This window comes from Streptomyces zaomyceticus (genome assembly GCF_014656215.1).
Lineage (GTDB): Bacteria > Actinomycetota > Actinomycetes > Streptomycetales > Streptomycetaceae > Streptomyces > Streptomyces zaomyceticus.
Genome location: NZ_BNBZ01000021.1, coordinates 19,443 through 33,579 on the forward strand (window position 1 = coordinate 19,443; position 14,137 = coordinate 33,579).

Below are 14,137 nucleotides of genomic sequence, written 5' to 3' on the forward strand. Positions count from 1 at the left end.
CGCGGCATGCGGACCGGGCGTGGCTCGGGGACCGGGCGTGGCTCGGCCCGGTGTCGCGGCGCGTGGGCGGCCCGGTGTGGCTGTGCCGTGCGGCCGGCTGGGTGCGGCGGCGGTCAGAACATGCTGAGGAGCTGTTCCACCGTGGGTTCCGCCGTCCCCTCTCCGTCGGGCAGGGCCAGTTCGAACCAGACGGTCTTGCCCCGCGGGGTCCGGCGCGAGCCCCAGGAGGAGCTGAGCAGACCGACCAGCTGGAGGCCTCGGCCGCCCTCGTCGGTGTCCTTGGCGCGGCGCCGGCGCGGCTGGACCAGGCCGGCGTCCCAGACCTCGCAGACGAGGGTGCGGTCGCGGAGCAGTCGCAGCCGGATCTCCCCCTCGCCGTAGCGCAGGGCGTTGGTGACGAGTTCGCTGACGAGGAGTTCGACGGTGTCGACGAGCGGTTCGAGGTCCCAGGCCTTGAGCTGGGCGCGGGCGAGCTCCCGGGCCCGGCCGACCGATCGGGGTTCCCTGGGCAGCTGCCAGTCGCCGACCGCCTCGCCGGGCAGTCCCTGGATCCTGGCCATGAGGAGGGCGATGTCGTCCTCGCCGTGCCCGGTCTCCAGGCTGTTGAGGACCCGGTCGCAGACGTCCTCCAGCGGGCGCGCCGGATCGGTGAGGGCGCGCCGGAAGGCGCTCAGGCCCTCGTCGAGGGGGTGGTCGCGGGACTCGACGAGCCCGTCGGTGTAGAGGGCGAGGAGGGCGCCCTCCGGCAGTTCGACCTCGACCTCCTCGAAGGGTTCGCCGCCGACTCCGAGCGGCATCCCGGGAGGTACGTCGAGCAGCAGGGCCTCCTCGCCGGGTTCGACGAGCACCGGTGGGAGGTGACCGGCGTTGGCGAAGGTGCAGCGCCGGGTGACCGGGTCGTAGACGGCGTAGACGCAGGTCGCGAGGTAGACCTCGGAGAGTTCCGGGCCCCGGGACTTGTGGCCGCGGGACTGCTGGGCTCCGATGGGGGCGCCGAGGCCGCGGGCGATCTCGTCGAGATGGGAGAGGACCTCGGCCGGCTCCAGATCGAGCTGGGCGAGGGTGCGGACGGCGGTGCGCAGTTCGCCCATGGCGACGGCGGCGCGCAGGCCCCGGCCCATGACGTCCCCGATGACGAGGGCGGTGCGGTGGCCGGGGAGTTCGATGACGTCGAACCAGTCGCCTCCGACCTCGGTGGCGGCGGTGCCGGGGAGGTAGCGGCAGGCGATGTCGAGGCCGGCCGCCTCGGGGTCGCCGGGCGGGAGCAGGCTGCGCTGGAGGATCAGGGCCCGCTCGTGCTCGCGGCGGTAGAGACGGGCGTTGTCGATGCAGACGGCGGCGCGGGCGGCGAGTTCGACGGCGAGGGCCCGGTCGCGCTCCCCGAAGGACTCGCTGCCCTTGGTGCGGGAGAACTGGACGAGGCCGACGACGGTGTCGTGGGCGACCATCGGGACCACCAGGGTGGTCTGGACGAGGTCGCCGTCGACGCCGGGCACGGTCCGGAGTCGGCCGGTGCGCAGGGCTCCCGCGCAGGGCGAGTTGAAGGGGTAGCGGTGGACGGCACCGACCTCGATCGGTTCGGGTCCGCAACAGCCGCCGTCCTGCCGGTGCCCCTCGTCGGTTCTGAGGGGGGTGTCGGAGACGGCGCTGGCGACGGCGACCCTGCGGAGTTCGGCGCTGCCGGCCCCGTAGCCGACGTCGTGGGAGCTCCCCCAACGGCCGGGCGGTGCCTCGTCGCCGGTCAGCAGGCCCTGGTAGAGGTCGACGGAGGCCAGGTCGCAGAAGCCGGGGACGGCGACGGCGAGCAGCTCGCGGGCGGTGGCCTCCAGGTCGAGGGAGTTGCCGATGCGAGCGCCGGCCTCGTTGAGGAGGGCGAGGTTGCGGCGGGCGCTGGCGGCTTCCCTGGCCGCGTTGTGGCGGCGGGTCACATCGATGCCGAGGCCGGCGACGCCGATCGGGCGGCCGGAGCCGCTGTGCACCCGGTAGAGGTTGATGGACCAGTGGCGTCGGTCCCGGGCACCGGGCGCGGCGCCGACGATCTCGAAGTCGGTGACGGACTCCCCGGTCTCCAGGACGCCCCGGAGGGCGGCGGTCATCCGGTCGGCCTCGGGCCGGTTGAGGTAGTCGTGGACGGTCCGGCCTCGGTGGTCGTCGGCGGAGCCGCCGAAGACGGTGGCGAAGCGCCGGTTGGCCCGCTTCACGGTGAGGTCGGTGCCGAAGAGGAGAAAACCGAAGGGGGATTGGCCGAATATCGCCTGGGAGGCGGCGAGGTCGGTCTCGATGCGGCGCAGGGCGCGCACATCGACGACGATGCACAGCGCGGCCCGTTCCCCGGACTGGGTCTCGCTCGGCATGACGTACATCTCGGCGATGCCGTGGGGCCGTTCCTCGCCGGGAATCCGGAAGGGGACGAGGCCTGTCCACTCCTTGCCGTCGAGGATCTCCCGGACCCGTCGATGACCGCGCTCGCGCAGGTCGGCGGGCATGAAGGCCTCGACGGGGTCCTTGCCCCTGGCCTCCTCGGCAGTGACCCCGAAAAGGTCCACGGCCCGTCGGCTCCACTGTTCGACGAGTCCGTCGGGCCCGATGGAGAAGGACGCCACCCGGATGTAGTCGTAGATGGAGCCGGGCGGGCTGCTCTGCCACACGACGCCGCCACTCGCCTGCTCAGGTATCTCGCTCACGCGACCGTCCCCTCCAGCTCACCGCACCGGACCGGCCATGCCCGCAGTATTCAATACGGCAGGCCCCGACGGCACGACGTTCACGATCACAGGGTGGTCTCGGTCGTCCCGCGCCGAGTACCGGTGATCGTTGTCCCACTCTGTTTACTCACCAGGGAGAGCCAGCTCGAACCATACGGTTTTGCCCGTCCTGCCCTTTCGGGTCCCCCAGCGGCGTGCGGAACAGGCCACGAGCCCGAGTCCACGGCCCCCTTCGTCCTCGGGTCCGGGGGCGCGCTCGGTCGGCGGATCCGGAAGCGGATCGGAAACCTCCACGAGCAGCGCGGGCGGGTGGGCGGGGTCGGCCCCGTCGGGCCGGGGGCGGACCAGGCGGACCCCGATCGGCCCGGAGGCGTACCGCAGGGAGTTGGTCACCAGCTCGCTGACCAGCAGGACGGTCACATCACCGAGGGCGGAGTCGAGCTCCCACGCCCTCAGGGTTTCGCGCACGGCGTGCCGGGCCGTGCGCACGGCGTTCGCCTCCGCCGGGAAGTTCCACTCGGCGCGGTCGCCGTCGGTGTCGATCACACCCGATCACTTCCCCAGCCGTGCGTCAGCAGGAAGGCCCACGTCCTCATTCAACGGGTCAATCAGGACATACCCGATATTTGGGGCGAGATATCGCGCTGGGCGCAGCAGCGGGCGCACGGTGGCACGAACGGCGTAGAGACTCAGCCGTGCGCTCCGCCATCGGGCGCCGCCGGGAGTCTCCGCGCGGCCTCGGCGACGGCGGGGCGGTCCTGGTCGAGCCAGTCGACCGAGTCGAGCTCGGACCGGGAGAGCCAGCGCAGCGCGTCATGGTCCTCCAGCGGGCGGGGTTCGCCGGAGAGCAGCCGGGCGGTCCACACCCGGAGGACGTATCCGGGCTTCAGCGGCCATTCGCCGGGGATGCGCTCACCCGGTTCGACCTCGACGCCCAGTTCCTCCCGCAGCTCGCGGATCAGGGCTTCCTCGGGACTCTCGCCCGGTTCGAGCTTGCCGCCGGGCAGTTCCCAGCGGCCGGCGAGCTCGACGGGGGCGCTGCGGCGCGCGGCCAGCAGCCGCCCCCGGTCGTACAGCGCGCCCGCGACGACGACCACGACGGGATCGCGGGGCGTGGCGGGGTGGAGTGGGGCGGGCCGGGTGGGAGGTTCGGTCATGGGCGCGAGCGTAGCCCGGCCCGGCCGGCACCCGCCGGGGTCAGAGGGCGGGGCTGCCGATGCGCTCGACCCAGTAGAGCTGCTTGTGGCCGCGGTCGTCGAGGCTGTCCGCGATCCGCTGTGCTTCGTCCTTCGTCGCGTACCGCCCCACCCGGTAGCGGTTGCCGTTGTCGTCCTGCCGAATGACGAGCCAGGCGAGGTCGGGGCCGCTGTCGGTCATCAGGCTTCTCCCTCCGCCGGTCCGGGCGCCACCAAGGATCTCCGGGAAACCGCAATCCGCATATGCCGGAGCTTACGCCTGACCTTCACACAGCGGATACGGAATTACACAAAGAGATACGGATCGGCCGGGAACCGACGGAGCGAGGCCGAAGGTCACGCCCCCGGGGCGGCCCCCGGGACGGTCGGCACGGGCATCAGGACCGGCCCGCCCGCGCCCTTCGGGTCCTTGCGGCAGACGTCCCCGCACGTGGCGTCGAGCGAGCAGCAGAGGGAGCAGACAGGGCCGGAGCGCACCGGGCAGTCGGCGATGTCGGGAAGCTCGTAGGCCGTCTCGCACTCCGCGCAGAGGTGGGTCGCCCGCTCGTCGACGGCACCCGCCGCGGGGCCGTTCACCGTGTTGGGGCGGGCCAGGTAGTAGCGGCCCCGGGTCGCCCAGGCGAGCAGCGGGCAGAGGACGAGGGCGAGACCGGCGGCGATGAAGGTGGAGAAGGCCTGGGCGTACGCACCGAAGACACCGAAGAAGGCGAGGATCGAGACGAGGGAGGCGATGACCATCGCGCCGAAGCCCGCGGGGTTCACGGCATACAGATAGGCGCGCTTGAACTCGATGTACGGGGGACTCCAGCCGGCCCGCTTGTTGACGACGAGGTCGACGGCGACGGCGGTGATCCAGGCGATGCCGACGTTGGAGTAGAACCCGAGCAGCTTGTTCAGGGCCGCGAACATGTTCATCTCCATCAGCGTCAGCGCGATGGCGAGGTTGAGGAAGATGTACCAGACGCGCCCGGGGTGGCGGTGGGTGACGCGGGAGAAGAAGTTCGACCAGGACAGTGAGCCGCTGTAGGCGTTGGTGACGTTGATCTTGATCTGGGAGACGATCACGATGAGCGCGGCGGCGGGCAGGGCGAAGGTGCCGAGCCAGGGCTTGAGCGCCTCGATCTGCGGGGCGATCGGCTCCAGGGCGTGGGTCCTGCCGACGGCCTCCAGGGCGACGAAGGCGAGGAAAGCGCCGCCGAGTTGCTTGGCCGCGCCGATGACGACCCAGCCGGGCCCGGCGGCGAGGACGGCGAGGTTCCACCGGCGCCTGGTGGCCTCCGTCTTCGCGGGCATGAAGCGCAGATAGTCGGCCTGTTCGCCGATCTGGGCGATCAGGGAGAGCGCGACACCGGTGCCGAGACCGAAGCCGATCCACGAGAAGCCGGCTCCGGCACCCTCCGTTCCGCCGAAGGAGGCGAAGGCGCCCCAGGCGTCGGGCGCTTCGAAGGCCAGGACGACGAAGGGCAGCACCATGCCGATGAGCCAGATCGGCTGGGTCCAGGCCTGCACCTTGGCGAGGGCGCCCATGCCGCGGAAGACGATCGGGATGACGATCAGGGTCGTGATCAGATACCCGATCTCGACCGGCAGGCCGACGGCCTGATGCATGGCCTGGGCCATGATCGAGCCTTCGAGGGCGAAGAAGATGAAGGTGAAGGAGGCGTAGATGAGCGAGGTGAGGGTGGAGCCGAAGTAGCCGAAGCCGGCGCCGCGGGTGATCAGATCCATGTCCAGGCCGTACTCCGCACAGGCCCGGGCGATGGGGATGCCGGTGAGGAAGATGAGCGTGGCGGCGGTGAGAATCGAGGCGAGTCCACTGCCGAAGCCGTAGGTGAAGACGATCGAGGCACCGATCGCGAAGTCGGCGAGGTAGGCGATGCCGCCGAGGGCGGTCCCGGCCACCGTCGCGGGCGACCAACGGCGGAAGGAGTGCGGGGCGTAGCGGAGCGAGTAGTCCTCGCGGCTCTCGTCGGCGGCCAGCTTGGCGTAACTGCGGCGGGGGCCGCCGGGTGGCGGCGCGAGTTCCGGCGGCGCTTCGAGCGCCGGTGCGGGGCTCCCTCCCGGCTCCGGGGCGGGGGTGGTGACCGTGTCCGTCATGAGGGTTCCTGTCGTCCGACCGGTTCGCGGGTACGGACGAGGAAGGTAGGAGCCCGGCGTGACGGGGGGCGTCGGCGCGCCGTTGCCGGGCGGTTAAGCGAGTTGACGCCCCGTTAACTCGCGGTCACGCCGCACGGACGGCGGGATCCGCTGAACGGTCACGACCCCGCGCACCACCGCGGACGCCGGCACCCCTCCGCGCACACCCCCACGCACACGGACGCGCCACGCATCCGGACGCGGCCACGCGCACGGCCTTCGGCGCGCCCCCACCACGCGACCCGCGCCACGCGGGCGCCACCACCCGGGCCTCCCCGAGCGGCCACGCGCACGGCCGACGCCTCCGCACGACCGAAGCCCCCGCACGGCCGGCGTCCCCACATGGTCGGCGCCCCCGCCGACGAGGTCTCAGCGCACCGGCAGGTGGTACGAGAGGCGGTAGCGGTCGGCCGGGACCACGACGTCCGCCGTCTCGACGGCCCGGCCCGAGGCGTAGTACGTCCGCTCCACGACCATCACCACGTGCCCCGGCACCCCGCCGAGCGCCAGGAGTTCCTCGGCGAGGCCCGGCCGGGCCCCGACCTCCTCCACCACGTTGTCCACGACGACGTCGATGGCCGCCATCCGCTCGACGACACCGCAGCCGCCCAGCGGGCCCTCCTCGGGCAGCATGACCGGCGTCCGGCCGGTGACGGCGAGCGGCTCCCACGAGGTGGCGACCATCATGGGCTCGCCCCCGTCCCGGTACACGTACCGCGTGCGCATGACCCGCTCCCCCGGCTCGATGCCGAGCCGCTCGGCCACCTCCCCGCTCGCGTCCTCCTGCTCGCTGCCCGACTCCCAGGTGCCACGGGCCCCTTCGGCGGCCTGTTCCTGCCGGAAGGGGCTGGCGCCGGCCGCCGGGCGATAGCCGGAGCGTGCGATGCGGCGCGGCACCGGGCGCTCCCGCACATAGGTGCCCGAGCCGGAGCGCCCCTCCACGAGTCCCTCGGCCATGAGTACCTTGCGGGCCTCCAGCGCGACGGTGTCCGACACCCCGTACTCCTCGCGGATGCGTGCCTGCGAGGGGAGACGGGTATGCGGCGGAAGCGAGCCGTTCGCGATCTTCTCCCGCAGATCGCTCGCCACGCGCAGATAGGCGGGCTGCTCACCGAACGTCACTGGACACTCCCCTCAGCTTGACTGACAGCTACAGCCTGGCAACCCTCGGTCGCCATCCGCAAGCATGGGCCAAAGTTTCACTCGAAGTGATGACACCGAGATCACACCTCTTGCTACCCATGGTCACCCCGAGTAGGCGGTGGCGAGATCGCGTCGAACCCCTTGACCCCCATTGGTACAGACCAATACGTTCCTGCTGCACGCTCCCTCCGCACGCTCCATCCCGCCTCGCACAGGAACGAGCCCATGCGTCCCAGAGCCATGACCAAGCTGACCTTCGGTGCGGCCGCCGCGGCCACTCTCGGTCTCCTCGCCACCCTGGCCCCCACCGCCGACGCGCACCAGCCCTCCGGGCACAAGCCCGAGCTGAAGCGCATCGGCTACTTCACCCAATGGGGCATCTACGGACGGAACTTCCAGGTCAAGGACCTGGAGACGAGCGGCACCGCCGCCAAGCTGACCCACATCAACTACGCCTTCGGCGTGGTCGGTTCGGACGGCAAGTGCCTCATGGGCAACGCGCCCGGCTCCGACCCCTGGGCCGACTACGTGCGCCCCGTCGACGCGGCCACCTCGGTGGACGGAGTCGGTGACACCGCCGACCAGCGGCTCGCCGGAAACTTCAACGAGCTGCGCGAGCTCAAGGCGAAGAACCCCGGCCTCAAGGTCATGATCTCGCTGGGCGGCTGGAGCGGCTCGGCGCACTTCTCGGACGCGGTGCGCACCGACGCCGGACGCAAGACCCTGGTCGCCTCCTGCATCGACACGTACATCAAGGGCAACCTGCCCGTCGACGGAGCCCGGGGTGGCGCCGGAGCCGCCGCGGGGATCTTCGACGGCGTCGACCTGGACTGGGAGTGGCCGGGCTCGGAGGGCAACCCCGGGAACGGGATCCGCCCCGAGGACAAGCCCAACTTCACCAAGCTGGTACGGGAGTTCCGCACCCAGCTCGACACCTACGGGCGCTCCCTGAAGAAGCGCAAGCACTACGACCTCAGCGCGTACGTGCCCACCGCCCCGGCCAAAATCGACGCGGGCTTCGAAGTCCCGAAGATCATGCGGGACTTCGACTTCGTGAACCTCCAGGGCTACGACTTCCACGTCTCCGGCGAGAAGACCACCGCCCAGCAGTCCGCGCTCTTCGCCAAGAACGACTTCAGTGTCGACCAGACCGTCGACGCCTGGCTGCGGCGCGGAGCCCCCGCCCACAAGCTCGTGGTCGGCATGCCGTTCTACGGCCAGGGCTGGACCGGCGTCACCGGCGGCGGCGACGGACTCGGCCAGCCGGCCGCCGCTCCCGCCCCCGCCACCTGGGCGGCCGGTTCCGAGGACTACAAGTTCCTCAAGGAGCTGGCGAACTCGGGGACGTACAAGCTGTACCGGGGATACCGCAACGGCCACGCGTGGCTCTTCGACGGCACCACCCTGTGGACGTACGACGACCCGACGGTGCTGCGCACCAAGGCCTCCTACGTCCGGCAGAACGGTCTCGGCGGCGCGATGGTCTGGTCGCTCGACGGTGACACCCCGGACGGCGAGCTGATCACCGCCATCGACCGGGGCCTGTCCCGGCGCTGACGCCCCCGGCGCCGGGGCACCCCGGCGCAGGTACCCCGGTGCCGGTACCCCCGGCTCGTCGGTACCCCGGCGTCGGCACCCCCGCCCCGGCCGCCCGCTCGGCGGCCGGGGCCCCCGAACCGCGGACCGGTCCCGCCGATCGTGGTGGGCCGGGAGCGGCGGTCGGTCACGGGCCGCCGTCTCCTGTCCCACCGCACGGTCCGCACACGACGGGGCCGGGCCTCCCGAGGGAGACCCGGCCCCGTTCTCGTACCTCTCGGCGGGCGGGGCTCAGGCGGCGGTGCCCTCGCGCTCCGGCGGTGCGCCCGTCAGTCCGAGCGCGGTCCGCGCGTCCGCGCCCAGATCCCCGGGCACGGTGTCCCAGGCCGTGTCGTACGCCGCCCAGTAGGCCTCCGCGTCGGCCGCGGTCGACAGCTTGCCCCACTCCTTCGAGGCGGCTTCGAGCTCCTTGCGGAGCGCGGCGACGGCGGTGGCGGACTCGGCGGACCAGGAGTGCAGTTCGAGTCGCGTGCGCGCCGTGTCGATCGTCGAGAGGAACTCCCCGGCCCACACCTTGTTGGCCGCGAAGTCCTCGTCGGGGTCCTCGTCCGGCTCCCGGTACGAGACCGTCTCGATCGGGTTGACGGTCTTGAGGAAGTACTTCTGGTCGTCGGTCAGCGTGGTCGCGTCGGAGCGCACCGAGCCGCTGAAGGACTTCTTCTCGGTGGCGAACGCGCAGGTCACCATCCGGTCTCCGAGGCGCCAACTCTGGGCGCTGGGAAGGTAGTAGTACAGCCAGACGTCCACCGGCACGGCCCAGGTGTCCAGCGCGTACGCGGCGTTGACCGACTCGCAGCGCTTCTCCGCGATCGCGTCGATCGCGTCCTCGCCCGGCCACTTGTCGAAGCCGGTGACCTTGAAGCCGCCGCTGACCTCGCCGTCGTGCGGGCGGTCGCAGTCGACGATCGTGACGTCCGTCGTGTACTCCTCCAGCTTCCCCTCGTCGAGGAAGCACTGACCGGTCCGCAGCGAGAGCGGCGACTTCGAGCGGGCCGCCTCGTCCACGCCCTCCTGGAAGTCGCTCCAGGCCGAGCCGATCCCGCCGGTGACGAGGCCGACCACGAGCAGCAGGCAGCTGACGGCGGAGAGGACGATGCCGGCGACCGCGAGGCCCTTGCCCGCCTGGTCCCGCTTTCTGATCTGCGGGAGGGCGACGAGCCCGAGGACCAGACCGAGGGGCGGCAGGCAGCAGACGATGCCGGAGACGAAGGAGCCGATGGCGAGGCCGTTGGTGGTGCGCCGGGGCTGCCCGTAGGGGCCGGCTCCGGGCGCACCGGGCGGACCGGCGTAGGGACCGGCCGTGTACGGCATCCCCGGGGAGGTGTACGGGCCCGGAGCGGGCCATCCCCCCTGCTGCGGGCCGCCCTGGGGGGACGGCGGCGGCGGGGGCGGCGGGGTCGGCTCCACGGGTACGGTGCTCCTGTTCGGGGCGGGCGGCACGAACAAACGATCGGTCGCGCATCGTACGTGGCCGGGCCTGGGCGGCGGAGCGCGGGGCCGTCCCGCGGACGACGGGGCCGCTCGCGGCGGGCGACAGGGCCGACCGTGGCGGGCGACCCCGCCGAGCGGCGCCGCGCGACGCAAGGGGCGCAAGGGGCGGCCGCACCCGGCGACGGAAGGGGCGGCCGCCCGCAGGCGACCGCCCCTCGTCGTTCGTTCATTCAGTCACGCGGGTTCCGCCGGGCTCAGAACTGCAGGGCCCAGGAGTCGATCTTTCCGGTGTCGGCGTTCGCGTTGTCCGTGACCCGGAGCTTCCACGTGCCGTTCGCGACCTCCGAGGAGGCGTTCACGGTGTACGTGGTGTTGATGTTGTCCGTGCTGCCGCCGGTGCCGAAGCCCTTCAGCGTGTACGCCGAGCCGTCGGGGGCGATCAGCTGGACCTGGAGGTCACCGATGTAGGTGTGGACGATGTTCACCGGCACCTGGAGGGCGGCGGGGGCGTTGCCCGTGACACCGCTGACGGTGACCGGGGACTCGACGGTCGCGTTGTCGGCGATGGCGTAGTCGGCGGTGTTCTCGAACTTCGGGCCGGGGGGCGTGGTGGTGCCGCCGCCGATGTACAGCAGCCGGTTCGGGGAGCCGCTGCCGGGGTTGGTGACGACGTTCGGGGTGGCGGCGGTCGTCAGCGCCGTGGAGACCTGTGCGGGGGTCGCGGTCGGGTTGCCGGCGAGGTAGACGGCCGCGGCGCCCGCGACGTGCGGGGTCGCCATGGACGTACCGGAGATGGTGTTGGTGGCGGAGTCGCTGGAGTTCCAGGACGAGGTGATGTTGGAGCCCGGGGCGAAGATGTCCAGGACGCTGCCGTAGTTGGAGAAGCTGGAGCGGGCGTCGGTGTTGGTCGTGGAGCCGACCGTGATGGCCTCGGAGACCCGCGCCGGCGAGTAGTTGGAGGCGTTGGAGTTGTCGTTGCCCGCGGCGACGGCGTAGGTGACGCCGGAGGCGATCGAGTTCCGTACGGCCGTGTCGAGGGCGGTGTCGACTCCGCCGCCGAGGCTCATGTTGGCGACGGCCGGCTTCACGGCGTTCTGCGTGACCCAGTCGATGCCGGCGACGACCTGCGCGGTGGTGCCGGAGCCCTGGTTGTTGAGGACGCGGACGCCGACGATCTTCGCCTTCTTGGCGACGCCGTACGACGTGCCCGCGACGGTGCCGGCGACGTGGGTGCCGTGGCCGTGGCCGTCCTGGGCGACGTTGTCGTTGTCGATGGCGTCGTAGCCGTTGAAGGCGCGGCCGCCGAAGTCGCTGTGCGAGATCCGCACACCGGTGTCGATGATGTACGCGGTGACGCCCTGGCCCGCGGTGTCCGGGTAGGTGTAGCTCTGGTTCAGCGGAAGGGCCTTCTGGTCGATCCGGTCCAGGCCCCAGGAGGGCGGGGAGGGCTGCGTACCGTCGATCGTGAAGACGCGGTTCTGGACGACGGAGCTCACGGCGGGGTCGGCCGCGAGCTTCTTCGCCTGCGCCTCGGAGAGTTCGACGGCGTAGCCGTTGAGCGCCGAGGTGTACGTCCGCTTGATCTTCGCGCCGAACCTGGCGGCCACGGCCCTGCCCTCGGCGGTCTCCGCCCGGGCCGACTCGTCGAGGGTGACGATGTAGCTGCCCGCGATCGCCCCTTCGGCTCCGGCGTTCTCGATGACGCCTTCCGGGGCGGCCGGTGAGGCGGCGGCCGGGAGGGCGGAGAGGGAGCCGAGGGTGAGGGCGGCGACGGCCATGGCCGCGGCGGTGGCGATTCTGCGCCGCGAATCACGCATCACTGACATGTGAGGGGTCCTCCTCATTGGTGGTGCGTTGCTGTGGGGGTAGGCAGGGACATGACAAGGCAACGCAAGCACCGCGCCGCTTCGCACATCCGGCTGCCGAGCGAAAGATTGACTGATCCATAGGAATCTCACAAGGGCTGTCGACGCCCCGCAACACCCGTGCCACACGGCTGACATGCTGACCGTCATGACCTCATACGTGTGCCCCCGTTGCCGGATTCACTCCCCCACCGACGCGCTCACCTGGTGTTGTCCGAAGTGCCGCGGCCCCTGGGACCTGGAGTTCGCGAGTGCGCCCGTTTCGCTCCCGTCACTCGCGTCCCGCCGAAATTCATTGTGGCGTTACGAGGAGGCGCTACCGCCGATGCCGTACGCGCCGGAGGTGACGCTCGGAGAGGGCCGCACCCCCCTCGTGCCCCTCCTGGAGGGGGAAGCGGGATCGGTTTCGGCCAAGCTCGACTTCCTCATGCCGACGCTGTCGTTCAAGGACCGCGGCGCGGTGATGCTCGCCGCCCACGCCCTCCGCCTCGCCCGGAACGGCGGCCTGGACCGGGTCGTCGCCGACAGCAGCGGAAACGCGGGCACGGCGGTCGCCGCGTACGGCGCGCGGGCCGGACTGGACTGCCTCGTGTACGTGCCCGAGGGCACCTCGCCCAAGAAGCTGGAGCAGATCCGGGCGCACGGGGCCCGGGTCGTCGAGGTCCCCGGCGACCGCGAGGCGACGGCCCGCGCCGCGCGTGCGGCCGCCGACGAGCCCGGCACCTTCTACGCCTCGCACGTCCACAACCCGTACTTCCTGCACGGCACCAAGACCTATGTGTACGAGCTCTGGGAGGAGCTCGGCGGGCGCCTCCCCGACACGATCGTCGTCCCGGTGGGGAACGGCACCCTGCTCCTCGGCGCCGCCCTCGCCCTCGGCGAACTGCACCGCCACGGCCTCACCGACAACCGGCCGGCCCTCGTCGCCGTCCAGGCCGAGGCCGTCTCCCCCCTGGCCGCTGCCTTCCACGCGGGCGCGGACGAACTCGGCGCACCCGCCGCCGTCCGCCCCACCCTCGCCGAGGGCATCGCGATCCCGGCCCCGCCGCGCGCCCACCAGATCCTGCGCGCGGTACGCGCGACGGGCGGCACGTTCCTGACCGTGACCGAGGATCAGATCCGTACCGCCCAGCGGGACCTGGCCCGCCGGGGCCTCTTCGTCGAGTCCACCGGCGTCGCCTGCTGGGCCGCGGTCCGGGCGGCCCCGCCCCGCCCCGGCCTCACCGTGGTGCCGCTGTGCGGGGCGGGAGCGAAGACCGGCCTGGCGCCCTGACGCGGGACGCGTACGGCTCGGGCCCGATCAGAACTCGTCGGCGCCGTTGCGGAGCTCGTACGTCCAGTAGCCCGTCTTCGCGGCGGCCTCGTCGACTGCCAGGCCGCCCGCGGGAGCGTCGACCACGATGCTGCCCTCGGCGGGACCCTCGGGGGCGAAGAGGTTCACGTTGAAGCTCTTCACGACCTTGTTGTCCTCGTGGGCGCCGCCGAGCGCGACACGCACGTTGGCGTAAGCGGGCGCTCCCGGCTTCAGGACGATCGGGGCGGCCGGCTTGCTCTTCGCGACGGCGGGCACGTCCTTGGCGGTCTGGATGGGGCCGAAGGCGATCAACGGGTACTCGAGCAGGGTGCAGGCGCTGCCGGAGGTGTTGGTGGCGGTGAGGACGATGTGCTCGGTCGGGACCTCGTCGGCCTTCTTCGCCGTGACCTTGATGTCGCCGTAGGCGCAGGCGGGCGCCTTGGCGGAGGTCTTGCCGCCGGTGGATCCACCGGTCGTGGAGCCGGCCGTGGAGCCCTTGCCGCCGGTGGTCGTCGAACCACCCGTGGAACCTCCCGTCGAGCCACCGGTGGAGCCCGAGCCGCTCTTCGCGGAGGTCTGGTCGGCGCCGCCGGCGGCGCCCGTCCCGGAGTCGGCCGCCCCGGAGGCCTGCTGCGAGGCGCTCGCGCTCCCCGCGTCCTTGGCGCCGGTGTCCGTGCCTCCGCAGGCGGTCAGCCCGAGCGACAGGACGGTCAGGGCGGCGGCGGCCAGGACGGTGGACTTGTGGTGGGTACGCATGGTGGTTCTCCCCCG

Annotated in this window: 11 protein-coding genes; 2 read left to right on the forward strand and 9 right to left on the reverse strand. The window is 71.9% G+C overall.

The features are described 5' to 3' along the window. Positions 1 to 113 precede the first annotated feature (113 nt). The 6 genes from IE311_RS24770 to IE311_RS24795 form a co-directional block, all read right to left on the reverse strand. Complete coding sequence (locus tag IE311_RS24770) at positions 114 to 2,684, reverse strand: SpoIIE family protein phosphatase (RefSeq protein ID WP_189834004.1); 2,571 nt, start codon at positions 2,682 to 2,684, stop codon at positions 114 to 116. A gap of 144 nt (positions 2,685 to 2,828) precedes the next feature. Beyond that, positions 2,829 to 3,251: an ATP-binding protein gene (locus tag IE311_RS24775; RefSeq protein ID WP_189834005.1), complete on the reverse strand. Its 423-nt coding sequence runs from the start codon at positions 3,249 to 3,251 to the stop codon at positions 2,829 to 2,831. Between the two features lie 143 nt (positions 3,252 to 3,394). Further along, entirely contained in the window at positions 3,395 to 3,862 is a 468-nt protein-coding gene (locus IE311_RS24780; RefSeq protein ID WP_229902136.1) for a (deoxy)nucleoside triphosphate pyrophosphohydrolase, read from the reverse strand. 40 nt (positions 3,863 to 3,902) lie between these two features. Continuing rightward, the gene (locus IE311_RS24785; RefSeq protein WP_189834006.1) at positions 3,903 to 4,082 is read right to left on the reverse strand and encodes an SPOR domain-containing protein; all 180 of its coding nucleotides are present in this window, start codon (positions 4,080 to 4,082) and stop codon (positions 3,903 to 3,905) included. A 155-nt stretch (positions 4,083 to 4,237) separates the two neighbouring features. Next, positions 4,238 to 5,998, reverse strand: coding sequence for a purine-cytosine permease family protein (locus IE311_RS24790; protein ID WP_189834007.1), 1,761 nt, complete (start codon positions 5,996 to 5,998; stop codon positions 4,238 to 4,240). Between the two features lie 408 nt (positions 5,999 to 6,406). After that, positions 6,407 to 7,159, reverse strand: coding sequence for a GntR family transcriptional regulator (locus IE311_RS24795; RefSeq protein ID WP_189834008.1), 753 nt, complete (start codon positions 7,157 to 7,159; stop codon positions 6,407 to 6,409). Between the two features lie 246 nt (positions 7,160 to 7,405). Here IE311_RS24795 and IE311_RS24800 point away from each other — a divergent pair, with 246 nt between their 5' ends. Continuing rightward, entirely contained in the window at positions 7,406 to 8,737 is a 1,332-nt protein-coding gene (locus IE311_RS24800; RefSeq protein WP_189834009.1) for a glycoside hydrolase family 18 protein, read from the forward strand. A 270-nt stretch (positions 8,738 to 9,007) separates the two neighbouring features. Here IE311_RS24800 and IE311_RS24805 read toward each other — a convergent pair whose 3' ends face one another. Then, positions 9,008 to 10,183, reverse strand: coding sequence for a DUF4190 domain-containing protein (locus IE311_RS24805; RefSeq protein WP_189834010.1), 1,176 nt, complete (start codon positions 10,181 to 10,183; stop codon positions 9,008 to 9,010). Positions 10,184 to 10,461: 278 nt separating this feature from the next. Next, a complete protein-coding gene (locus tag IE311_RS24810; RefSeq protein ID WP_189834011.1) occupies positions 10,462 to 12,033 on the reverse strand; it encodes a S8 family peptidase in 1,572 nt (523 codons plus the stop codon). Positions 12,034 to 12,208: 175 nt separating this feature from the next. Here IE311_RS24810 and IE311_RS24815 point away from each other — a divergent pair, with 175 nt between their 5' ends. After that, positions 12,209 to 13,345, forward strand: a complete 1,137-nt coding sequence (locus IE311_RS24815) for a threonine synthase (protein WP_189834012.1) — start codon at positions 12,209 to 12,211, stop codon at positions 13,343 to 13,345. 27 nt (positions 13,346 to 13,372) lie between these two features. On the opposite strand, the gene IE311_RS24820 is transcribed toward IE311_RS24815, so the two are convergent. Further along, entirely contained in the window at positions 13,373 to 14,122 is a 750-nt protein-coding gene (locus IE311_RS24820; protein ID WP_189834013.1) for a DUF4232 domain-containing protein, read from the reverse strand. Positions 14,123 to 14,137: the final 15 nt, after the last annotated feature.

Excerpts from the sequence above, each read along its gene's own strand:
- IE311_RS24780 (WP_229902136.1), bottom strand. The coding sequence starts at position 3,862 with ATGACCGAACCTCCCACCCGGCCCGCCCCACTCCACCCCGCCACGCCC.
- IE311_RS24785 (WP_189834006.1), bottom strand. The coding sequence starts at position 4,082 with ATGACCGACAGCGGCCCCGACCTCGCCTGGCTCGTCATTCGGCAGGAC.
- IE311_RS24790 (WP_189834007.1), bottom strand. The coding sequence starts at position 5,998 with ATGACGGACACGGTCACCACCCCCGCCCCGGAGCCGGGAGGGAGCCCC.
- IE311_RS24800 (WP_189834009.1), top strand. The coding sequence starts at position 7,406 with ATGCGTCCCAGAGCCATGACCAAGCTGACCTTCGGTGCGGCCGCCGCG.
- IE311_RS24810 (WP_189834011.1), bottom strand. The coding sequence starts at position 12,033 with ATGTCAGTGATGCGTGATTCGCGGCGCAGAATCGCCACCGCCGCGGCC.
- IE311_RS24815 (WP_189834012.1), top strand. The coding sequence starts at position 12,209 with ATGCTGACCGTCATGACCTCATACGTGTGCCCCCGTTGCCGGATTCAC.
- IE311_RS24820 (WP_189834013.1), bottom strand. The coding sequence starts at position 14,122 with ATGCGTACCCACCACAAGTCCACCGTCCTGGCCGCCGCCGCCCTGACC.